At 52.4% G+C, this 22,001-nt stretch carries 26 protein-coding genes, 2 tRNA genes and 1 rRNA gene; 5 read left to right on the forward strand and 24 right to left on the reverse strand.

All coding sequences use genetic code 11. The annotated features are described in order from the left end of the window. Positions 1-190 precede the first annotated feature (190 nt). The 3 genes from QOX26_RS08900 to hprK all read right to left on the reverse strand — a co-directional run bounded on the left by QOX26_RS08900 (position 191) and on the right by hprK (position 2,843). Positions 191-1,111, reverse strand: a complete 921-nt coding sequence (locus tag QOX26_RS08900; RefSeq protein WP_283674619.1) for an ROK family protein — start codon at positions 1,109-1,111, stop codon at positions 191-193. Positions 1,112-1,127: 16 nt separating this feature from the next. Further along, the gene (locus QOX26_RS08905; RefSeq protein ID WP_283674620.1) at positions 1,128-1,829 is read right to left on the reverse strand and encodes a PHP domain-containing protein; all 702 of its coding nucleotides are present in this window, start codon (positions 1,827-1,829) and stop codon (positions 1,128-1,130) included. Positions 1,830-1,910: 81 nt separating this feature from the next. Further along, the gene (gene hprK, locus QOX26_RS08910) at positions 1,911-2,843 is read right to left on the reverse strand and encodes an HPr(Ser) kinase/phosphatase (protein ID WP_283674621.1); all 933 of its coding nucleotides are present in this window, start codon (positions 2,841-2,843) and stop codon (positions 1,911-1,913) included. A 216-nt stretch (positions 2,844-3,059) separates the two neighbouring features. Between hprK and rpmB the strand changes: the two genes are divergently transcribed. From rpmB to QOX26_RS08930, 4 genes are all read left to right on the forward strand, one after another. Further along, the gene (gene rpmB / locus QOX26_RS08915) at positions 3,060-3,248 is read left to right on the forward strand and encodes a 50S ribosomal protein L28 (protein WP_283674622.1); all 189 of its coding nucleotides are present in this window, start codon (positions 3,060-3,062) and stop codon (positions 3,246-3,248) included. 83 nt (positions 3,249-3,331) lie between these two features. Beyond that, the gene (locus tag QOX26_RS08920) at positions 3,332-4,021 is read left to right on the forward strand and encodes an AzlC family ABC transporter permease (protein WP_283674623.1); all 690 of its coding nucleotides are present in this window, start codon (positions 3,332-3,334) and stop codon (positions 4,019-4,021) included. Then, on the forward strand, positions 4,018-4,347 hold the full coding sequence (locus QOX26_RS08925; protein WP_283674624.1) for a branched-chain amino acid transporter permease: 330 nt from the start codon (positions 4,018-4,020) through the stop codon (positions 4,345-4,347). The genes QOX26_RS08920 and QOX26_RS08925 overlap by 4 nt, the downstream gene beginning before the upstream one ends. A 74-nt stretch (positions 4,348-4,421) precedes the next feature. Further along, the gene (locus tag QOX26_RS08930; protein ID WP_283674625.1) at positions 4,422-6,578 is read left to right on the forward strand and encodes a Tex family protein; all 2,157 of its coding nucleotides are present in this window, start codon (positions 4,422-4,424) and stop codon (positions 6,576-6,578) included. 35 nt (positions 6,579-6,613) lie between these two features. Here QOX26_RS08930 and QOX26_RS08935 read toward each other — a convergent pair whose 3' ends face one another. From QOX26_RS08935 to QOX26_RS08995, 13 genes are all read right to left on the reverse strand, one after another. After that, entirely contained in the window at positions 6,614-7,315 is a 702-nt protein-coding gene (locus QOX26_RS08935) for a YoaK family protein (RefSeq protein WP_283674626.1), read from the reverse strand. A gap of 143 nt (positions 7,316-7,458) precedes the next feature. Beyond that, the gene (gene atpC / locus QOX26_RS08940; RefSeq protein WP_283674627.1) at positions 7,459-7,860 is read right to left on the reverse strand and encodes an ATP synthase F1 subunit epsilon; all 402 of its coding nucleotides are present in this window, start codon (positions 7,858-7,860) and stop codon (positions 7,459-7,461) included. A 3-nt stretch (positions 7,861-7,863) separates the two neighbouring features. Further along, positions 7,864-9,261 carry a F0F1 ATP synthase subunit beta gene (gene atpD / locus QOX26_RS08945; RefSeq protein WP_283674628.1) on the reverse strand — a complete coding sequence of 466 codons (1,398 nt, stop codon included), beginning with the start codon at positions 9,259-9,261 and terminating at the stop codon, positions 7,864-7,866. A 30-nt stretch (positions 9,262-9,291) separates the two neighbouring features. Then, positions 9,292-10,161 (reverse strand): ATP synthase F1 subunit gamma, encoded by an 870-nt coding sequence (gene atpG, locus QOX26_RS08950; RefSeq protein ID WP_283674629.1) that lies wholly within the window; start codon positions 10,159-10,161, stop codon positions 9,292-9,294. Positions 10,162-10,195: 34 nt separating this feature from the next. Continuing rightward, complete coding sequence (atpA, locus tag QOX26_RS08955) at positions 10,196-11,701, reverse strand: F0F1 ATP synthase subunit alpha (protein WP_283674630.1); 1,506 nt, start codon at positions 11,699-11,701, stop codon at positions 10,196-10,198. Between the two features lie 18 nt (positions 11,702-11,719). Beyond that, on the reverse strand, positions 11,720-12,262 hold the full coding sequence (locus tag QOX26_RS08960) for a F0F1 ATP synthase subunit delta (RefSeq protein WP_283674631.1): 543 nt from the start codon (positions 12,260-12,262) through the stop codon (positions 11,720-11,722). A 6-nt stretch (positions 12,263-12,268) separates the two neighbouring features. After that, a complete protein-coding gene (atpF, locus tag QOX26_RS08965) occupies positions 12,269-12,766 on the reverse strand; it encodes a F0F1 ATP synthase subunit B (RefSeq protein WP_283674632.1) in 498 nt (165 codons plus the stop codon). A gap of 45 nt (positions 12,767-12,811) precedes the next feature. Beyond that, on the reverse strand, positions 12,812-13,069 hold the full coding sequence (gene atpE, locus QOX26_RS08970; RefSeq protein ID WP_283674633.1) for an ATP synthase F0 subunit C: 258 nt from the start codon (positions 13,067-13,069) through the stop codon (positions 12,812-12,814). Positions 13,070-13,120: 51 nt separating this feature from the next. Beyond that, positions 13,121-13,852, reverse strand: a complete 732-nt coding sequence (locus tag QOX26_RS08975) for a F0F1 ATP synthase subunit A (RefSeq protein ID WP_283674634.1) — start codon at positions 13,850-13,852, stop codon at positions 13,121-13,123. A gap of 3 nt (positions 13,853-13,855) precedes the next feature. Further along, positions 13,856-14,242: an ATP synthase subunit I gene (locus tag QOX26_RS08980; RefSeq protein ID WP_283674635.1), complete on the reverse strand. Its 387-nt coding sequence runs from the start codon at positions 14,240-14,242 to the stop codon at positions 13,856-13,858. Next, positions 14,239-14,499, reverse strand: coding sequence for an AtpZ/AtpI family protein (locus tag QOX26_RS08985; protein ID WP_283674636.1), 261 nt, complete (start codon positions 14,497-14,499; stop codon positions 14,239-14,241). Before QOX26_RS08985 ends, QOX26_RS08980 begins: the two co-directional genes overlap by 4 nt. A gap of 253 nt (positions 14,500-14,752) precedes the next feature. Continuing rightward, the gene (locus tag QOX26_RS08990; RefSeq protein WP_283674637.1) at positions 14,753-15,163 is read right to left on the reverse strand and encodes a hypothetical protein; all 411 of its coding nucleotides are present in this window, start codon (positions 15,161-15,163) and stop codon (positions 14,753-14,755) included. A 93-nt stretch (positions 15,164-15,256) separates the two neighbouring features. Next, positions 15,257-16,399 (reverse strand): D-alanyl-D-alanine carboxypeptidase family protein, encoded by a 1,143-nt coding sequence (locus QOX26_RS08995; RefSeq protein WP_283674638.1) that lies wholly within the window; start codon positions 16,397-16,399, stop codon positions 15,257-15,259. Positions 16,400-16,512: 113 nt separating this feature from the next. On the opposite strand from QOX26_RS08995, the gene QOX26_RS09000 reads away from it, so the two are divergent. Further along, entirely contained in the window at positions 16,513-17,451 is a 939-nt protein-coding gene (locus QOX26_RS09000; RefSeq protein WP_283674639.1) for an AEC family transporter, read from the forward strand. 47 nt (positions 17,452-17,498) lie between these two features. On the opposite strand, the gene QOX26_RS09005 is transcribed toward QOX26_RS09000, so the two are convergent. The 8 genes from QOX26_RS09005 to QOX26_RS09040 form a co-directional block, all read right to left on the reverse strand. Continuing rightward, complete coding sequence (locus tag QOX26_RS09005) at positions 17,499-17,732, reverse strand: CPCC family cysteine-rich protein (protein ID WP_283674640.1); 234 nt, start codon at positions 17,730-17,732, stop codon at positions 17,499-17,501. A 29-nt stretch (positions 17,733-17,761) separates the two neighbouring features. Continuing rightward, positions 17,762-18,514 carry an exodeoxyribonuclease III gene (locus QOX26_RS09010; protein ID WP_283674641.1) on the reverse strand — a complete coding sequence of 251 codons (753 nt, stop codon included), beginning with the start codon at positions 18,512-18,514 and terminating at the stop codon, positions 17,762-17,764. An 86-nt stretch (positions 18,515-18,600) separates the two neighbouring features. Then, positions 18,601-19,782 (reverse strand): aminotransferase class I/II-fold pyridoxal phosphate-dependent enzyme, encoded by a 1,182-nt coding sequence (locus QOX26_RS09015; RefSeq protein WP_283674642.1) that lies wholly within the window; start codon positions 19,780-19,782, stop codon positions 18,601-18,603. Positions 19,783-19,790: 8 nt separating this feature from the next. Beyond that, on the reverse strand, positions 19,791-20,513 hold the full coding sequence (locus tag QOX26_RS09020) for an alpha/beta fold hydrolase (protein WP_283674643.1): 723 nt from the start codon (positions 20,511-20,513) through the stop codon (positions 19,791-19,793). Between the two features lie 213 nt (positions 20,514-20,726). Then, on the reverse strand, positions 20,727-21,377 hold the full coding sequence (locus tag QOX26_RS09025; protein WP_283674644.1) for an HAD hydrolase-like protein: 651 nt from the start codon (positions 21,375-21,377) through the stop codon (positions 20,727-20,729). Positions 21,378-21,439: 62 nt separating this feature from the next. After that, positions 21,440-21,556 (reverse strand): 5S ribosomal RNA (gene rrf, locus QOX26_RS09030). Positions 21,557-21,629: 73 nt separating this feature from the next. Further along, positions 21,630-21,704: transfer RNA gene (locus QOX26_RS09035), tRNA-Glu, on the reverse strand. Positions 21,705-21,774: 70 nt separating this feature from the next. After that, positions 21,775-21,850: transfer RNA gene (locus QOX26_RS09040), tRNA-Lys, on the reverse strand. Positions 21,851-22,001: the final 151 nt, after the last annotated feature.

The raw sequence follows: 22,001 nt of genomic DNA on the forward strand, positions 1-22,001 counted from the left end.
GCACAAAAAAGTGCAAAAAAACGTTTAAACCGCATATATAATCCTCCGCAGCACTCAGGTTCATGCCTTATGACACAGGTGATTATACCATTAAATCCTACATTTTTCAATGGATTTCGCGCGGATGCGGCAGAATTGTAATATTACATCTGCGTAAAAAAGAGCCACCCGAAGGCGGCTCTTGTAACCGTTACAGCATGGCGGCACCGATCAAGCCTGCGTCATTTCCCAGGGTTGCAGTGACAATCTCCGTGTTTTTTGTCTCGCACCGGAATATCTCCGGTATGGTCAGCCGACGCAGCGGTTCAAGCAGCTTTTCGCCGTATCCGGCCAGACCGCCGCCCAGAACAACACAGTCCGGCTGAAAGATGTTGATGAAATTCGCCAAACCGCAGGACAGGTTGCGGCAATACTCCTCAAACAGTTCAGTCGCCAAGGGGTCGCCCGCGTCAACCGCATCGCAAATCATCTTGGCATTCAAATGTCCGCGATCGGAAGCGAGCATGCTTTCGCGTCCCTCAGCCAATGCCCGCTCGGCAAACTTGACGAAGTGCGAAGCCGAAGCATATGCCTCCAAGCACCCTCTGCGGCCACAATTGCACGCCTCGCCGCCCTGACGAATGACCATATGCCCCAGTTCGCCGGCAATATCGTTGCAGCCGGTGTACAGCTTACCATTGATGACAATGCCGCCGCCAACGCCTGTGCCCAGTGTAATCATAATCATATTTTGCACGTGACTGGCGGCGCCTGCAGTCGCTTCGCCAAGCGCCGCACAGTTTGCATCGTTATCCAGCTGCACCGCGCAGCCAAACTCCGGCTGAAATGCGCGGGCGAACTCCACATCGTTCATGCCCAGATTGGTGCCGAAAATCAGGCGGCAGCCCTTTTTGTCCAGCGAGCCGGGCACGCCGATGCCGATACTGCTTACTTCATCCGGCGACACACCCTGCGCCGCGCATAAATCCAGTGCCAGCTGCTTCATATCGCCGCGCAGTCCGTCCGCGTCTCCTATTTTGGTTGGGACTGCCTGCTTACGAAGGATTGCTCCGCTTTCTGAGCACAGCGCGGCTTTTACACTCGTGCCGCCAAGATCAATGCCAATTCTCATACCCTTTCTCTCCTTATCAGTCGAACAGGTTGATTCCTCTTCCCGTGAAATACGCATTCAGACGATCAATACTGCTGTTGATGACGAGCTCCTCCGGGAAATCAATTTCCTCAAGCATCGCAAGTGCACCTTCCACGTGGCCAACTCGGTATTCAATGTGACTGTCGCTGTCAACCGAAATCGGCACCTCATACTTTTTGCACAGGCGCGCAATATCCGCACAGTTTTGCCGACTGCCTGCACGGATATTCAAAGATGCGTTATTAATTTCAACAATCTTACCACAATCGTTACACTTGCTGATAATATATTCATGGTCGAAATCAAAATTTGCGTTGCCCAAATGACCGAATGCATTTACATACGGATTATGAAGAATGGCCTCGAGCGCTGCCGTATGAATTTCCTTGGTCGCCGGGGGGAACAGGCATTCATGGAAGGAGGCGAGCGCAAACTCAATTGGTCGGAGACACTTATTGGCGATTACGTTAATACCGCCCGCGGGTGCTGTAATATCAAATTCAATCCCCCGAATCACGGTCACGCCATCAATTTGCCGCGGGATTAGATCCATGTTAGCAAAATGCCATTCGTGCGGTCCATCGGGATTTGTCGGTCCGTGATTTGTGATAGCGATAGCGGCCAGTCCCGCATCCTGTGCGCCACGTACCATTTCCGTCAAGGAACTGAACGCGTGATGCGTCACACTTGTATGCATATGCAAATCTGCAACGATTTTCAATAGTCTCTCTCCTTAAAAATTGGCGAGGCCGTACAACACGGCATCGCCAATCTGATTTTAGTTCCCGTATTGCTTGAGCATGCGCTCCTGCAGCTCCTGCGCGGCGTTATAGCCCATTTTCTTTTGGCGGTTGTTCATAGCGGCTACTTCGATAATGACCGCAAGGTTACGACCGGGCTTGACCGGTATGGTCAGACTCGGTACGGAAATATCCAGAATAGAGGTGGTTTGTCCGTCAAGTCCCAGACGGTCGTACTGCTTGCCGTCTTCCCACGGTTCAAGGTTAATGACAAGTTCTACCTTTTCCGTCAGCTTAATCGAGCCAACGCCAAAGATACGGCGCACATCGACAATTCCAATGCCGCGCAGCTCAATAAAGTGACGGATGACCTCCGGCGCAGTACCGACCAGAGTCTTGTCCGATACGCGCTTAATCTCAACCGCGTCATCCGCAATCAGACGGTGTCCGCGCTTAACCAGCTCAATTGCCGTCTCCGACTTACCCACACCGGAATCGCCCAGCAGCAGCACGCCCTCACCGTAGATTTCAATCAAGACGCCGTGCAGTGTGATGCGGGGTGCGAGACTTACCTTTAATGAGGCGATGATTGCGCTCATAATGGTCGATGTGAATTCATTGGTGCGCAGCAGCGGCACCTTATATTTTTGCGCTGCTTCCAGACACTCCGGGAATACATCAATGTTGCGTGAAATAATCATCGTCGGGATGCCGGTTGAAAACAGGCGGTCAAAGCTTGCGCGGCGTGTCTCCGGATCGAGCTGTTCGACATAGCTGCTTTCGACCTTGCCCATGATCTGAATGCGATTGGGATCGAAATAATCGAAAAATCCGGCAAGCTGCAGACCGGGGCGGCTGACATCATCCTTGGTAATTTCAATTTTTTCGAAATTTTCGGGGCCGAAAATGACCTCAAACTTAAATTCCTGCACTAAATCGCCCAGACTTACGCCGAATTCCTTTAACTGCATATACATACTCCTTTCTGCTAAAGCAGAAAATGATAATCAAATTCAAAATATATGCCTATATTATACCCCGCAAAGTCCATTTTTTCAATCTTTTTCCGTATGCACCCAATAAAACTTAAATCTCTCGACTTTTTTTCACAAACCACTTGCATTCCCCCACCCTTTGTGGTACTATAATATGCGTTACGCAATGTTTGGAAAAGGAGGTGCAGGAAAATGGCAAAGTGCGATATTTGCGGTAAGGGCGTGACCTTTGGAATTCAGGTCTCTCACTCCCATCGTCGTTCCAACCGAACTTGGAAGCCGAACGTACGTCGTGTGAAGGCTCTGGTCGAAGGTACTCCTCGCCATATTAACGTATGTACTCGATGCCTCCGCTCCGGCAAGGTTACGCGTGCTGTCTAATTAATTAGGCGACGTTAATGCATTCAAAATGGGCGCTCTGCTTGCAGAGCGCTTTTCTATTGAGTAAATGTAGGTGATCTCTTATGAAAAAGGCACTGCGGCCCGCGTTTACCGCGACGATTCCGGTGCTTTGCGGCTATCTGTTCATCGGCTTTGCCTTTGGCGTGATGCTGCGCGACGCGGGCTATGCCCCGCCCTGGGCGTTCCTCAGCAGCCTGACCATCTATGCAGGCTCGGGACAGTACTTACTGGTTTCTCTGTTAGCGTCCGGCGCGTCGCTCGCAACGGTTGCTGTGATGACGCTGCTGCTTAATTGCCGCCATATTTTTTACGGACTGTCCTTTTTGGAGCAGTTTCATCAGATGGGAAACGCAAAGCCCTATATGATTTTTTCGCTGACCGATGAAACCTATTCGCTGCTCTGCTCACTCAAAACGCCCGAAGGGGTCGACCCGAACGCCATGCGCCTTTTAGTTGCCATACTGGATCATTCCTATTGGATTCTCGGTTCGGTCATTGGTGCGATTGCCGGCGGTATGCTGCCGTTTGATTCGACCGGCATTGATTTTGCGATGACCGCGCTGTTTGTTGTCATCTTTGTGGAGCAGTGGAAGAGCAGCAAACATCATGTCCCCGCCTTTCTGGGCCTGGGCGCTGCCGCTCTGTCCCTCGTGCTGCTTGGCCCGCAGAATTTCATCATGCCCGCCATGATTGCAATCTGCGTGCTTCTGGTTGCACTGCGCAGCCGTCTTGGCGAGGAGGTGGCGCAATGAGTGCAGGAAGAACGCTTGCCATGATTGCCGTCGCCGCGGTGTGCACCTTTGCAACCCGCGTTGCGCCGTTTCTGCTGTTTAACGGCAAACGACCGATTCCGCCGATTGTCCGCTACCTCGGCACGGTGCTGCCCCCTGCCGTCATTGCACTTTTGGTGGTGTACTGCCTTAAAAACGTCACTTGGCTGGGGTATCCGCACGGCATTCCCGAAATGATTTCGATTGTGGTGGTTGCTGTACTCCATCTCTGGAAGCGCAACAATCTGCTGTCGATCGGCGTAGGCACCGCATTGTACATGATACTGGTGCAATCGGTATTTATTTGAAATGGAAGGCATGGTAGGTTTACCATGCCTTTTCTTTCTGGTAGAATAAGAATACATTGTTAAAGGAGACTGCCATGGAAACCATGATTCAGATTCTGGCCCGCGAGCTAGACCAGAAAGAGACATATGTTGAAAATGTCGTCAAGCTGTTAGATGAAGGCAACACCGTGCCTTTTATTGCGCGCTATCGCAAGGAAATGCACGGTACGATGGACGATCAGACCATCCGCGTGCTGGCCGACCGGCTGGCCTATCTGCGCAGTCTGGACGAGCGCCGCACCGAAGTGCGCGAGGCCATTGCCGCGCAGGACAAGCTGACTGACGCACTCTCCCGCGCCATCGACGAAGCGCAGACGCTCGCCGCACTCGATGATATTTACCGCCCTTATCGCCCCAAGCGCCGCACCCGTGCCTCGATGGCACGGGAAAAGGGACTTGCACCGCTTGCCGACGCGCTGTGCGAAGCGCGTACGCCTACCCCTTCTGCGGAAGCCCTTGCGCAGCCGTATATCGACCCTGCAAAGGGCGTGGAAAGCGCTGCTGATGCGCTCGCCGGTGCGTGCGATATCATCGCCGAAACGCTGTCGGATGATGCAGCGCTTCGCGGCAAGCTGCGCGCCTTGCTGAATCGTACCGGTGTGCTGCGCACGGTAGGCACGGACGCGGAGGATACCGTCTATCAGATGTACCACGATTTTTCCGAGCCGCTGCGCAGGCTGCAAAGCCATCGCGTACTCGCCGTCAACCGCGGCGAAAAGGAAGGCAAACTCAAGGTATCGCTCGAATGTGATGAGAACGAAGCTCTGGTTACGCTAAACCGCGCTGTTCTGCATCCCAAGAATCCCTTTGGTGCTCTGCTGCGGGATACCTGTGCTGATGCTTGGAGCCGTCTTCTCTTCCCCTCTTTGGAGCGAGAAGCACGTGCAGAGCTGACCGATTTGGCGAACGAGCAATCCATCAAAACATTTGCGCTCAATCTGCGCCCGCTGCTGATGCAGCCGCCGGTGAAGAACCGCGTCACGCTCGGTTTCGACCCCGCTTATCGAACCGGGTGTAAGCTTGCCGTCGTCGACGGTACGGGCAAAGTTCTTGAAACAGGTGTGATTTATCCGACACCGCCGCACAAGAAAATTGACGAGGCAAAGAAAACCCTCACGCGCATGTGTGAGCAGCACCACATCACCTGCATTGCAATTGGCAACGGTACAGCATCCAAGGAAAGCGAAATTTTCGTCGCTGATTTTATTCGGGAACGCGGCGGCGGCATCGAATATATGATGGTGTCCGAGGCAGGTGCATCGGTCTATTCCGCGTCCAAGCTTGGCGCGGAGGAATTTCCGACGTTTGACGTCTCTCTTCGCTCCGCTGTATCTATCGCACGACGCTTGCAGGATCCGTTGGCAGAACTGGTCAAAATCGACCCGAAGGCCATCGGCGTTGGCCAGTATCAGCACGATATGCCGCAGGCGCGCCTGTCCGATGCGCTGGACGGCGTGGTCGAGGACTGTGTTAACGCAGTCGGTGTGGATTTGAACACCGCCTCTCCTGCTCTGCTCAGCCGCGTTGCGGGCATTTCCGCGACTGTATCAAAGAATATCACGGCTTTTCGCGAAGATAACGGCCGCTTTGCAAGCCGCAAGCAGCTGTTGAAGGTCAAGGGACTTGGCCCCAAGGCCTTTGAACAGTGCGCAGGCTTTTTGCGTGTGCCGGACAGCGATAATCTGCTCGACCACACCGGCGTACACCCGGAATCCCATCCCGCGGCGCAGACGCTGCTCACACTGTGCGGCTATTCGACTGAGGATGCTGCCGGTGGTCAAATCAGCGAACTTGGCGCACGTGTCAAACAGCTCGGTGCGGAAAATGCAGCCGCGCGCTGCGGCGTCGGTGTGCCGACACTGCTCGACATCGTATCCGAGCTGCAAAAGCCCGGCCGCGACCCGCGCGACGAGCTGCCGCCCCCGATGCTGCGATCCGACGTAATGGATCTGAACGATCTCAAACCCGGCATGCAGCTGCAGGGCACCGTGCGCAATGTTACGGATTTCGGTGCGTTTGTTGATATCGGTGTGCATCAGGACGGTCTGGTGCATGTCTCGCAAATTTGCACCCGCTTTATCAAGCATCCCTCCGAAGCGGTCAAGGTCGGCGACGTGGTCAATACCGTTGTCCTGTCCGTCGATTCCAAAAGCCACCGCATTTCACTTTCCATCAAGCAGGCAAAGGTATAAAAAAGCAGGACTGGTGACAAACCAGTCCTGCTTTTTTACATACGGTACCGTCGTTTTTCTCCCTGTTCTTCTTCAGCGAACATAATCGCATAGACAACCAGCAGTAGGATGCAGCACAGCAAAATCGATTTTTCACCCAATTTTGCCGCAGATATACCGCCCAGTACCGCACCAATGCTAAAAAGCAACAGAATCGCTCCATATATTCCCGCCCGACGACCCGCTTTGGCATCCCTGCTTCGCAACCAAATCATCAGCTGCTCCGTGCCCGACCGCAGATTACCCGTGCACATCGTTGTCGCAAACGCGCTCCCCCTCACCTTGCGGAAGCTATGCACCTGCAGCGCACAGACACAGGAAATCACCGCATCAACCAAGGTGTTCATCCGCTGTGGCAGGAAGGCAACCATGGCAAGCAGTACAATTTCCGCCAGTATCACAATCTGCCGCCAGTGCATCCCTACTTCGCTCTGCGGCATCCGGCGGTAGCGTTCGCGAATCAATTCAGCTAATATTACACCGACCGCAAACGATAGAATCGGCAGCAGATACCGCACCGCTGTGCTCCATCGCCGTTCCGCTACGCTCAGGCCGAGCAGCACGATATTACCTGTCTGCGCATTGGCAAATACGCCGCCGCGGCAAATGTAAGTATACGCGTCCAAAAATCCGCCGACTATGGTCAGCAGTGCACTGAGCGCGAAGGATTCGGACATTTGTCCATGTGTCTTTTTCACAGCTGTCCCCCTCTTGTATGCCTGAGCATGCTCACGCTTTTGTTTTCTCTGCTTCTAGTATAGCATTTCCCGCGCGCTGCTTCAAGCCGTGCGCACTGACAGCAAAAAGCCGGTCATTCGGATGGAATGACCGGCTTTTTCATTTACTTTTCTTCCGCAATACGCATGCGATTGATTGCCTTTTTCAGCTTGAGCTGAGCAATATCATGCTCATGCTCGCTCTCCTGCTGATGCAGCCTTGCTTTTGCTCGCTCAGCCGCCTCGCGGGCGCGGTTGATGTCAATCTCATTCGCCCACTCGCAGGTGCGTGCCAGCACAACAGTGCCCTCCTTGGAACAGTCCACAAAGCCGCCCGCAATTGCTGCGACATGCTCCTGACCGTCCCTGATAATCGTCAGACCGCCGATTCCCAGTGCCGCAATATACGGCACATGACCCGGCAGGATGCCGACGTCGCCCTGCGTCGTACGCACGACAATGCGATCCACATCATCGTCGTAGAAGCTGCGCTCTGTCGTCAGCACCTTAAGATGGAAGGTAGACATAACTTACGCCTCCTTCTTCGCTTTCTCCACGACCTCGTCAATGCCGCCGGCGAACAGGAACGCCGATTCGGGCAAATCATCATGCTTACCATCCAGAATTTCCTTAAAGCCGCGAACAGTCTCTGCGACCGGTACGTACTTACCCTGGAAGCCCGTAAACTGCTCCGCAACGTGGAACGGCTGCGACAGGAAGTTCTGAATCTTACGTGCGCGGGCAACGGTCAGCTTATCCTCATCGGACAGCTCATCCATACCCAGGATTGCGATGATATCCTGCAAATCCTTATACTTCTGCAGAATGGACTGCACGCGGCGCGCGACCTCATAATGCTCGATACCAACGACATCTGCCGTCAGAATACGAGAAGAGGAGTCCAGCGGATCGACCGCGGGATAAATACCCATGGACGAAATTTCACGCGACAAAACGACCTTTGCATCAAGATGCGAGAAGGTAGTTGCCGGCGCAGGGTCGGTCAGGTCATCGGCGGGCACGTAAACGGCCTGTACCGAGGTGATCGAACCCTTCTTGGTAGAGGTGATTCGCTCCTGCAGTGCGCCCATTTCGGTCGCCAGCGTCGGCTGATAGCCTACTGCGGACGGCATACGTCCGAGCAGCGCGGATACCTCGGAACCGGCCTGCGTGAAGCGGAAAATGTTATCGATGAACAGCAATACGTCCTGTCCTTCCACATCGCGGAAATATTCCGCCATCGTCAGACCGGAAAGTGCCACGCGCATACGTGCTCCGGGCGGCTCGTTCATCTGACCATAGACCAGCGCAGTCTTGTTGATAACGCCGGACTCCTGCATTTCGTTATACAGGTCGTTACCCTCGCGGGTACGCTCGCCAACGCCGGTGAATACCGAAATACCACCGTGCTGCTTGGCAATGTTGTTAATTAGCTCCATAATGATAACTGTCTTACCGACGCCTGCGCCGCCGAACAGACCAATCTTACCACCCTTAGCATAGGGGGCGACCAGGTCGACGACCTTGATGCCGGTTTCGAGGATTTCAGTCGTAGACTCCTGTTCCTCGTAAGACGGTGCCGGCCGGTGAATCGGCCAGCGTTCCTCGGACTTAACCGCGGGCTTATTGTCCACGGGTTCGCCGAGCAGGTTGAAGATACGGCCGAGATTCTCGCTGCCGACAGGCACCGAAATCGGCGCACCCGTATCTGTTGCCTTCATGCCGCGCACCAGACCGTCGGTCGACTGCATCGCGATGCAGCGAACCGTGTCCTGGCCAACATGCTGCGCGACCTCGACCGTGACGGTGCGACCCTCTGCCTTGATGGTGATGGCACTCAGCAGCTTGGGCAGCGCGTCAGCGGCAAATTTAATGTCCAGCACCGGTCCGATAATTTGGACAACGGTGCCAATATTCTGCTCACTCATTGGCAAAACTCCCTAATTTCGTGAATGTCCTCAGCCAACCTGGCCCGAACCGGCCACAATCTCGGTGATTTCCTGGGTAATGGCCGCCTGACGGGCGCGGTTGTAGGACAGATTCAAGTTTTCAATCATTTCACCGGCATTGTCCGCGGCAGCTTCCATCGCCATACGTCGAGCCGACTGCTCAGAGCAGAAGCTCTCGACGACCGCGCCGTACAGCACGCCGTACAAATACTCGGGGATGATTGCGTCGAACACCGCCTCAGGCGACGGGTCATATTCAGTCAGCACACCCGCACCATTTTTATCCGCTGTTTGCCCGCCCTGCTTTTTAAAGTTGACAGGCAGCAGCTGAATGCATTTTGCGTCCTGCTGTAGCGGCGAAACGAACTCGGTATAGCACAGGAATACCTCATCAATCTCACCCTTTTTGAAAAGGTCGATTGTCTGATGGATAATCGGGTGCGTATCGCTGATTTTCATCGTCTCGGCAATGCCCGGATAGTTTCCGAGCACCGGCCAATCGCGCTTGGAATAATGCTCCTGCGCTTTCTTGCCGATTGTCAGCACATGCGCGTTCTTACCGCCCATTTGTGCCGCGCCGAGTTTGAAGATGCTCGAGTTAAAACCGCCTGCCAGACCGCGGTCACCCGCGATGACAATATACAGGCTGTTCTTCACTTCCCGCTTCTGGGTAAAGACGGAATCAGCGTCCCGCGTGACCGAAGCCAAACGGGTAATCGTCGAGTACATCGTATTAAAGTACGGACGAGACTGCGAGACACGCTCCTTGGCGTGGCGCAGCTTGGAGGACGCGACCAGCTCCATCGCCTTGGTAATCTGCATGGTCGACTGCACGCTCTTAATGCGGCGCTTGATGTCTTTCATGTTGCCGGAAGCCATTGTTCAATCCTCCTTCCTTCCGAGCAAGATATCGTTAATGCTCAGACAGGAATTTCGTTTTGAATTCATCAATGGCCTTGGACATCTTTTCCTTGATGTCGTCATCCAGAGCCTTGGTGGCGCGAATGGTTTCCGGAATATCGCCGTACACGCTGTCGATAAACTCAAACAGTTCGGTTTCGAACAGGTTAACCTGATCGGCAGGGATGTCCATCAGCTTGCCGGAAATAACCGCAAAGATGATGATTACCTGCTTCTCAACCGGAATCGGGCTGTTCTGCGGCTGCTTGAGCACTTCAACGATACGTTCGCCCTGTGTCAGACGATTCTTGGTGTCAGCATCCAGATCGGAGCCGAACTGTGAGAACGCCTGCAGCTCGCGGTACTGCGAATACGCGAGCTTCAAGGTGCCCGCAACCTTCTTCATGGCCTTGATCTGCGCATTGCCGCCTACACGCGATACCGAAATACCGGGGTTAACAGCAGGGCGGATACCCGAGTTGAAGAGCTCGGTTTCAAGGAAAATCTGACCGTCGGTAATCGAAATTACGTTGGTCGGAATGTATGCTGAAACGTCGCCTGCTTGCGTCTCGATAATCGGCAGCGCGGTAAGCGAGCCACCGTTCTGGATGTTTGCAGCGCGTTCCAACAGACGGGAATGCAGATAGAAAACGTCGCCGGGGTATGCTTCACGTCCTGGCGGACGGTGGAGCAGCAAGGAGAGGGCACGGTAAGCCACAGCGTGCTTGGACAAATCATCATAAATGACCAGCACGTCCTTGCCCTTATGCATGAAATACTCGCCAATCGAGCAGCCCGAGTACGGCGCAATATACTGCAGCGGCGCAGACTCAGACGCAGTTGCGGCAACGATGACGGTATAGTCCATCGCACCGTTGTGCTGGAGCGTCTCGGCAACCTGTGCAACAGTCGAACGCTTCTGTCCGATTGCAACATAGACACAGATAACGCCGTTGCCCTTTTGGTTGATGATGGTATCGAGGCAGATTGCGGTTTTGCCCGTCTGACGGTCGCCGATAATCAGCTCACGCTGACCGCGGCCAATCGGAATCATGGAGTCAATCGCCTTGATACCGGTCTGCAGCGGAACATTAACGGGTGCGCGTTCGATGATGCCCGGCGCCGGACTTTCAATCGGACGTGCTTCAGTGGTGTTGATCGGCCCCTTGCCGTCAATCGGTGCGCCCAGCGCGTCTACAACGCGGCCGAGCATTGCTTCGCCAACCGGCACCTCGACGATTCGATTGGTGCGCTTGACGGTGTCGCCCTCACGGATGTTTTGATCAGAGCCCAGGATAACGGCGCCGACCAGATCCTCTTCCAGGTTCTGTGCCATGCCGTATACCCCGCCGTCGAACTCCAAGAGCTCGCCGGACATACAATCCTCCAGACCGTGAATGTGCGCAATGCCGTCACCCACGGTAACAACCGTACCGACATTGGTCAGCTTAATCTGGCTCTGGTAGTTTGTAATCTGCTGCTTGATAATATTGCTAATCTCTTCGGGGCGTAATTCCATATGAAGTCACCTACTTCCTTACGCTATCGTATTGGATAATTGCTGCGCCATTTCGGAAAGGCGTGTGCGCAGGCTTGTGTCAAACTGCTTGTTGTCCACCTTGACCACGATGCCGCCCAGCAGCGTCGGATCGACGGCAGTCTTGAGTACGACCTTCTTGCCTGTCACCTTGCACATCTTTTGACGCAGTTTCTCGGTCAGGGCCTCGCTCATCGGCTGCGCGGTCACCGCGCAAACTTCGGCAATACCATTTTCGAGATAGTACATTTCCTTATAAGCCTCACACATATCAGAAACCAAACCGATGCGGTTTTTTTCCGTAATGAGCATGAGAAAATTGAGCAGGAACGGTTCCATGCGCTCTGCAAAAACGTTTTTGAGTACGGTTTGCTTTTCCTCGAGCGCAATCGATGGGGTGGACAGTACCTTTAAAAAGTCCGGATTCTGGGCGAAAATTTCGCAGACCGCGGTCAGCTCGCTCAGAAACAGCTCGTCTTTTTTCGCGTCCTTTGCCACCTCATACAGGCTCAGAGCATAGCGTTCGCTTACAATATTGGCCACTTACGCTCACCCTACCTTATCGATAAAATCTTCGATCAGTCGCTCGTGATCGGCCACATTGATGTCCTTTTCGACAACCTTAGAGGCGATCATGACCGACAGTCCGGCGATCTCATCCTTGATTTCGTTCATCGCCTTCTGGCGTTCCAGTGCGATGTTGGTCTCGGCCTTTTTGACCATCGCGGTTGCCTGCTGCGAGGATTCCTTCAGGATTTCTTCGCTGCGGACAGTGGCGCGGCGAGTGGCGCTCGAAACGATTTCGTTCGCCTCTTCCTTAGCTTTGGCCAGACGTCCGGTGTACTCGCTGCGGAGCTGTTCCGCTTCGGTCTGCGTTTTTTCCGCGACAGCGTACATATCCTGCACTTCCTCCTCACGCGCGGCCATCATTTTGCGCACCGGTTTAAAGAGGAACTTCTTAACGATCAGAAATGTAATGAGCGTATTGCAAATGGTTACGCAGATTTCCCAAGGCGTAAAGCCTACAAATGGTAAAAATTCTCCCACAGGTTTACCCTCCTTCCTGCTGGAAGTCTGATAAGTCCCTGCCGATTAGAACTGCTTTACGAACGGATTCGCAAACAGCAGAATCAGCGCGATAACCAGTGCGTAAATACCGGTGGACTCTGCCATTGCGATACCGAGAATCATCGTACGAGTGATATCACCCTGTGCTTCGGGCTGGCGGCCGATAGCCGAACAAGCCTGACCGGCGGCGTAGCCCTCACCGATACCAGGGCCGAGGCCTGCTACCATCGCGATACCGGCACCCAGAACAGACATACCTGCTACAAATGCTTTGGGATCCATAATTTTTTCCTCCTGAATGATAAAATATGGTGTTGTGGAAGTTTGAAATACTTACGCTTCTCGTGCGTTGCCTACATAAGCCATCGTCAGCATACTAAAGATGAATGCCTGCATGGCCGAGGTGAATAGGTCGAAATACAGCGACAAAATGCCGGGCAGACCGACCTGCAGCAGCGGTACCGGCAAAAAGCCGACCACCAGATTGGAGAGCGCTTGCAGCGCGCCCAGAATTAACGTTGAAATAACAAGTCCGCCTGCGATGTTGCCGAAATGACGGAAGGACATCGAAACCGGCGTTGCAATTTCACTGAGCACATTGAGCGGCGCCATAACGAAAACGGGCTCTAAAAATCCCTTCAGGTAACCGCCGAATCCCTTATACTTGATGTTATTGAACGTGATGAGAACAAATGTCATCAGCGCCCAGCCCAACGTCGTATTCAAATCGCCCGTAACCGGACGCATAAAGAACAGCGACGCCAGCGAGCCAAAGAATGAAAACATCAAAAGTGTTGCAATGTACGGAGAAAAACTGTGACAGCCTTCTCCCATGCTCGTATCAACCAGATTATCAATCATCAATACGGCTTTTTCGGCGAGAACCTGCTTGCCTTTTGGGATTTTTTTCATGTGCCATGTCAACGTTACGCAGAGAATCAGGATAAACAGCATCACAATCCATGCATTACGCATGGTTTCGGTAATTGGCTGTCCGCCGATCAACGGAATTGATTCTGGCAGCTCCCATAGCACTTTAGGGCCATTGATTGCTATTTCGCCCACGTTTTAACCTCCTTTCCTGCGAAATATGCTGCCAAGCAGCAACGTGACTTTGGGGAAAAACAGTGGTACAACCACTGCACCCGGATTGAAAAAAGGAATTTTAATGGCCAGAATAATAACTGCCGCCGTCATCACATACCGCAGCATGTACCCGCGCACGATAGCTGCTGTTCCCTTTTCGGGTGCAAGCATCACGGCTTTCGCAGCGCTGTTGCCCATCATCCGAAACAACGTCATCGTATAGGCCGCACCAATCAACAAGCTGATTGCCGTTTGTATGCCGCCATATCCGAAAATTGTGAATACGCCAAAGGCAATCACTGTCAGCGGAATCACGCCACGCAGGATGCGGAGTGTTTCTTCCCGAACAATTTCTTGTGGTGTTGTCATGGGAGCTTGTCCTCCTCCTGCTGGCTTTTCCGTGCCTGTTTTTCGGTAAAGCGCATAAAATCACGCAGACCGCAGGCCGCAACCGCGATTCCGAGCAGAATTCCCACAATTACAACGCCGTTGCCCCAACCGAACCGTTTTGCCAGCCAGAACGAACCATACGCAAAAATCAGCGGCGGTGTAACCATGGTAACGCCAAACTGGGTGAAATAAATCAGATAGCGCAGCGCCGACCACTTATTCTTCTTTTTTTTCAATCGCACCCCACCCCAAATAATCATTGATGTTACCAGGTCTGTTCGACTTTTGTAAAAAAAGCCAGAACTTTCCCACTCCCTCACATCATTTCTATTATACCTAACTTAACCAGAAAGTGAAACACTTTTTATCATAATAACATATAAATTTTTCGTCATTTTCCGCCACGCTATACATAATCCACAAAAAAATAGACGCAATCTTATTGATTGCGTCTATTGCGATTTTCTCTGCTTCAGAGATAAGTAGCCGTTACAGGAACCGCTTCATTCCTTCGGTCGCTTCGGCAACATCCTGGCTCAGCGATACGGTGAATTTGATGCCGTGCTTCTCGGCCAGAACAGCCAAATCACTCAGAAAAGTCTCTGCCGCAGCGGAGTCCTTCGTGCCGGCAATCTTGTACAGACCGTCGATAAAAATACGGGTGATATCATAATTTCCCGCATGGATACCGCACAGGAAGCCGAGCAGGCTGTTATAATCCTGTACCGCGTAATCGGTAGCGTCAATCAGACGCGCGTCATGCGAGATGTCAAACGTCAGCTTGCTGCCACGGGATACACAAACCACGCTGCCCTTTTCTTCCTTTACCGCAGCATTAACCTGATCAATCAGTTCTTTGGTCTTGCCAGATCCAGTGCCGCCAATAATAAGTTTTACCATATTAAATTCCTCCCAACCTTTGAGGTTACATTCAGTGTACCATAGGTTGCACAAAATCACAAGCACGATTTCCAAATTTCCTGCTACTTTGTCTCAAATGTTAGAAGTATCTTGATGATATAGCAGACTTCCCCAGAACTCTCCGAGGATGTCGCGAAGGCCTTTGGCTCCTACCTCTTCCGTTGCGGTCAGCGGCACGGTGAGCACCGTTTCTCCGCCGTCCAGTACGGTCAGCTCGCCCAGTTTCTGCCCCTTCTCAATTGGAGCCGGCAGGGATTCCGGCAGACTAATCTTGGTTTCCAGTTCGCCTACTCGTGCTTTTTCCACAACCAGACTGCCCTGCTCAAGTTGTGGCGTGACCGTCTTCACCTTGCCAAGCGTAACAGGAATGGGTGTCAAATCTTCGTCGGTGGGTGTATATACGGCAAAGTTTGCAAAGCCGTAGTTGAGCAGCGCTGTCGCATCAGCCATGCGATCCTCCTTGGTGGGGGCCGCCATAACCGTTGCAATCAATCCCAGTCCCTCCCGCTCGGCAGTTGCTGAGATACAAAACCCTGCTTCTGAAATATACCCAGTTTTTAGGCCGGTCATACCCGGATAGCTTTTCAGCATCTTGTTGGTGTTCGCCAGTGAAAAAGCTCCGCCGCGAATGCTGTCCATCCAAATGCCGGTATACTCCAGAATTTTCGGATGATGCAGCAGCTCTACTGAAATAAGCGCGAGATCCCGTGCAGACGTAAGTGTTTTCTGACCTGCCGCATCTAGTCCGTTTGCATTCACAAACTGCGTATTGGTGCAGCCCAGTTCCTTTGCGCGCGTATTCATTTTCTCCACAAAAGCTGCTTCCGTGCCCGCCAAATGCTCTGCTACCGCGACTGCGCAGTCGTTCGCCGAACCGACCGCAATCGCCTTGAGCATATCATTGAGCGGCATTTGCTCCCCCGGCTCAAGCCACACCTGCGTACCGCCCATAGAACAGGCGTATTCGCTGCCGGTAATCATCGTATCCAGAGTAACATCGCCCCGTTCGAGCGCCTCCATGGCCAGCAGCATCGTCATGATCTTGGTTACCGAAGCCGGCTGCAGCGGCTCATCGGCATTAAACTCGTAAAGCAATTGTCCGTTCGCCGCGTATAGCGCAGCACTTTTTGCGTGCAGCGCCCCCATTTCGGGCAGCGCGAAGGCCGCACTTGTCATCATCGCTGCGCTCAGGAGCGCGCACAGCATTCGTTTCATTTGGTATGCCTCCCCTCTCGTCCTACTGTATGTACAGCATTAGAAAAACATGCCGAGCATTGACAAGGTGTTGCTTGTACCTTATGATGGATACATTAAGGGGGATTGTTTCCATGCTGGAAAACTGCCGCATCCTGATTTCGCAAATTGCTGTCATGTTTGCACTCATGGGCATAGGCTACCTGTGCGTGCGGCTCAAATATTTGGATACCGGTGGCGCCGGTCAACTGTCACTGGTGCTGACGCGTATCGTCGCGCCCTGTGTGATTATCGATTCCTTTCAGCGGGCATTTGATCCCGCACTCGGCAGTGCGCTGCTGATTTCTGCCGGCTGTGCGCTGCTGAGCATGGGGCTTTCCATCGTGGTGGCACATCTGCTGTTCCGCAAGAACGGTTCACACCCGAATTTTGCCGATCAGCGCATGTGTGTTGTCTTTACCAACTGTGGTTTCATGGCGCTGCCGCTGCTTGATGCGCTGTACGGTTCCTATGGTATTTTTCTCGCGTCCTCCTTTATTGCAGCCAACAACCTGCTTCTGTGGAGCTATGGCATCGCGCAGCTTTCATCTGACGATATGCCTCGCGCCAGTCGCGTGCGCAGCATTTTAATCAACCCCGGAACGGTTTCTGTCGTGATTGGATTGCTGTTTTTCCTAACGCCGCTCAACCTGCCGGCCATGCCGGCCAAGGTGGTTTCTTATATGGCCTCATTGAATACGCCGGTGGCCATGATTATTCTGGGCGCGTTTTTAGCGCAGTGTGACCTGCGAGCCTGTTTTCGGGACAAGCAGGTGCAATTCGTTACCGCCCTGCGCCTGATTATCATGCCGCTGATCACCCTTTCCATTTTCTTGATTCTACCGCTTGAATCTACGCTGCGGCACTCCATGCTGGTCAGTGCCTCCGCACCGGTCGCCATGGTCTGTTCGATGTTTGCGCAGGTTTACGGAACGGATTATCTGTTTTCGACCCGTGCCGTCGCCCTATCCACTCTGCTGTCCGCGATTACAATTCCGGCTATGATTGCACTGTGCACGCTGCTCGGCGGGTAAATCATAAGGAAAAAGCGTCCTGCGAATTCGTTCGCGGGACGCTTTCTTTATTCTGTTTCTCTCCAAGGTGTCGGAATGGCGGTGCCAAAGGTCTGAAAATTCAGGCGTGCCTCCATCAGGCACAGACCGTCATTATAGATACTTAGCGCAAACTCATCCTTCGAGGCCGTATCATACGACCAACCGCAGATTGGGCAGCACATACCATCGCGCGGAGGCTGCAGCATTGACGCGACACCGCAGCAGTCGCATGCGCCATACTCCACATATAAACTGTCCATATCCATTGGGAGAAGTGTGTATGACACGCTTATTCTACCTCAATCAGTACAGGGCAGTGGTCTGAGCCGAACACGTCGGACAGGATTTTCGCCTGTTTTACACGATCTGCAAAGCGCTCGGACACCAAGAAGTAGTCAATCCGCCATCCTGCATTTTTCTCCCGCGCCTTAAAACGGTAGCTCCACCAAGAGTATGCACCTTCCAAGTCAGGATAAAAGCGACGGAATGTGTCGGCAAAGCCAGCGTTCAGCAACTCCGTCATTTTGGCACGCTCTTCATCACTGAAACCGGCATTCTTACGATTCGTTTTAGGATTTTTCAGGTCAATTTCCTGGTGTGCTACATTTAAATCACCGCAGATAATGACCGGTTTTATCTCATCCAGTTTGCAGACATAATCGCGGAACGCATCCTCCCATGTCATACGGTAATCCAGACGCTTCAGCTCATCCTGCGAGTTGGGCGTATAAACTGTAACCAGATAAAAATCTTCATATTCAGCTGTGATGACACGTCCCTCATGGTCGTGTTCGTCAATCCCAAGGCCAAGAACAACCGATAATGGCTCACTCTTGGTAAATAGCGCTACACCCGAATATCCCTTTTTCTCTGCCGAGTTCCAATACTCCCGATAGCCGTCGAGCGGTACATCGGCCTGTCCCGGCTGCATTTTTGTCTCCTGCAAGCAAAGCATGTCCGGTTGTTCGGACGCGATAAAATCCAAAAAGCCCTTGCCCATGCAGGCGCGCAGGCCGTTTACATTCCAAGAAATCAGTTTCATGTATCCCTCTTACTTTCTGGCCAGAAGCACCGCTGCGATAATCAGTCCGAGCACAACGATTCCACCGCCGACCATAATCAAAAACATCATCGACATACGCTACCCTCCCGCAACAACTTACTTTCTTCTATGCGCCGTACCGCCTCTTCCATACGCTCAGGCGGCACGACGAGCGCAAAGCGCACATACCCTTGTCCCCGTGCGCCGAAGCTGTCTCCCGGTACGCAAATAACGCCCGTTTTCTCCATCAGCTGCATGACAAAATCTACCGTGCTGCTAAAATGGGGAGGGATCTTCGCCCAGACAAACATAGTGCCTTCAGCATCTGGCACATCCCATCCAATCCGGCGCAAACCGCCGCACAGCGCGTCACGCCGCGCCATGTAGCCTTCCCGATTTCGCTGCACAATATCCTGCGATCCATTCAGTGCAGCGACAGCACCGGCTTGCACAGGATAAAACATTCCATAGTCAATCTGCGAGCGAAATGCGCGGAACTTTGCGAGCATCTCCCGGTTACCCAATGCAAAGGAAACGCGCATACCGGTGAGGTTGTAGGTCTTAGACAAGGAGTTAAACTCAATGCCGACTTCCTTCGCCCCCGGAATCGACAGAAAAGAGATGCCCTGCTTTTCGCATAGCATTAAATCGGAATAAGCATTGTCATGGATAATCAAAATATCGTGCTGCTTTGCAAAAGCAACCAACGCTTCATAAAAAGAAACATCGGCAACGGCAGTTGTGGGATTGTTGGGATAAGAGACAATCATCGCCTTGGCGCGGTCTGCAACATCATCCGGAATATCTGCAAAATCCAACTGCCAGCCATTTTCCTCGCGCAGTGGATAAAGGCCAATCGTCGCACCAGTCAGCATCGGGCCAAATGAGAAAATCGGGTATCCGGGATCAGGTGCCAACACCAAATCCCCCTCACCCGCAATGGCAAAGCCTATGTGCGCAATCCCTTCCTGCGAGCCGCAGACCGCCATAATTTCATTGTCCGCCAGTGTCACGTCATATCTGCGCTTGTACCAATTCTGCACCGCATCCAAAAGATCGCGGGTTTCCGTCAAGGAGTACCGATACTGCTGAGGATCCAGGGCCGCTCGGCTGACCGCCTCCATAACATGCCGATCGGGCTCAAAATCAGGTGTACCGATCGACAGATTAATGACATCCTTGCCGCTTGCAAGCAGCTGGTGCCTTTTTTCATCAAGTTGATTAAAAATATTGCTTTCGGCGATTTCGCCGGCTTTGATAAACTGCATGCTGTCTTTCATCTTCCCATCAAAAATTCTATTACTGTCCGATTGAATCGCGCCGGTTGCTTTGCAGCTACGAAATGATCTCCATCCCGAAATATCTCAACCCGGCAGTGCGGCATACGTGCCGCCATTTCTTTCGTCTGTTTTTCACGAATCATATCATGCTCGCCAACGATAATCAGCGTCGGCATTGTAATTCTCGATAAATCATCCATGCTCACGCCATAGGGGTGAATCATCAGGCCCAATACATCACGCCGATGTGCTGTCTTCGCCCCAAAGCGTGAGAAAACGCGCAGCAGCCCGTACACCGGGTAAAGCGGCAGCTGCGTCGAAGGTTTCACACCGCGAAACATCTCAACATTTGCTCCGTTTAAAATCAGCCGATCCACATAATCGGGATAAGTCAATGCGAACTTAATCGCCAGATTGCCGCCATCGGAAAAGCCCAGGATGTGCGCTTTCTTTATTCTCAGTGCATCCAGCACAGTTTTCAGATCGTTTGCCATGAGTTCAAAAGAGAGTCCCTGCTCACCGCTGTCGGACTTTCCATGTCCGCGACTATCAATCGCAACCACGCGACAAAAACGAGTCAGCTCAGGAATCTGTGCGGCCCAATAGCTGCTGTCCTCACCGTTACCATGCAGCAATATCAATGTTTGCCCATGCCCTACATCGTAATATGCGATGCGTGCATCGCCGCATGTGACATATTCGGGCTCATAACCGAACATCTATGCTCACTCCATACCTTTCTTGCTATACCATACAAATGCAATATGCCAATGTACCACCTGGTCTTATAAAATCCTTCAAAATACATCTTCGAGGGTCGGAAGGCTTTTATATGGTACTATCATAGCACAAAATATAGCGTAGGACAATGGACACGACACAAACAAATAGAAAAGGCGAGAGACCGACATAACCCATCGGTCTCTCGCTCTTTACTTTTCCAATAGGACTTCCTGCAGTTCCGACATCGTGTCGACAACCCTAGCTGCACCAGCCTGCTCTAATTCCTCTCTACCGCCAAATCCAAATGTGACGCCAATACAAGAGATGCCGTTCTGCGCAGCACCCTCCACATCATGAAATCGATCCCCGACCAGAACCGCGCTCGAAAGATCCGTTACGCCAAGCTGCTCCAAAGCGTTCTGCACGACCTGCGCCTTTTTCCCGATTGTTCCATCGAGGGTAGCACCTGAAACCACATCAAAGTATACATCAATTTCAAAAAGGTGCAGAATTTTTTCAATAAATACCGTGGGTTTAGACGATGCAATTGCCAACCGTTTACCATTTTCTTTCAGTTTAGACAGCAATGCCGGCACACCGTCAAACAGCATATTTTCCTGCCATCCGGAAACAGAAAAACGCTCTCTGTAATACGCCGTTGCCAATTCTGCCGCAGACTCGTCCATTCCGTAAGAACGTGCAAATTCTTCCCGAAGCGGCGGACCGATGAAGTGCTCCAACGCAGTAATATCCGGTTCATCAATAGACATCTTGTGCAGTGCATACTGTACCGATTTGGTAATTCCCTCACGCGGATCGGTCAGGGTGCCATCTAAATCAAACAAAACATACGAAAACATACGAAACTCCTTACTCAAACAAATAAAAAAGCATAGTCACATAAGCGACCATGCTTTTAAAGTGTGCGCGACGAGTTATCTTCCCGGGCCGTCACCAGCCAAGTATTGTCACCGTAAATGAGCTTAACTACTGTGTTCGGAATGGGAACAGGTGTACCCTCATCACCATAGCCACGCACTATATTGAGAACGCTTTTCACGTTGCTCGCTTTGTATCATACCACACAGCCTCACCACTTGTCAACAGATAAATGGTGACCCGTGGGAGAATCGAACTCCCGTTTGCGGCGTGAGAGGCCGCCGTCTTGACCGCTTGACCAACGGGCCATTTCAAGACTGCGCTTGGTATGTCGGTTTCACCCTGGGACCAGTTAAGTCCGGTCCCAAGGCTTCCCTTTGGTACACCATCACGGGCTCGAACCGTGGACCCACTGATTAAGAGTCAGTTGCTCTACCAACTGAGCTAATGGTGCATTCCTCAAGGCTATTATACCCTGAAAACTGAACAACAACTACTTGCAAGCTTCAAGTAAGAGATTACCCTTTATAATAAAGGTCAAGCCCTCGGCCTATTAGTATCAGTCCGCTGCACGCATTACTGCGCTTCCACTCCTGACCTATCAA

The sequence above is a fragment of the Butyricicoccus sp. Marseille-Q5471 genome (genome assembly GCF_951230135.1).
Taxonomy (GTDB): domain Bacteria; phylum Bacillota; class Clostridia; order Oscillospirales; family Butyricicoccaceae; genus Agathobaculum.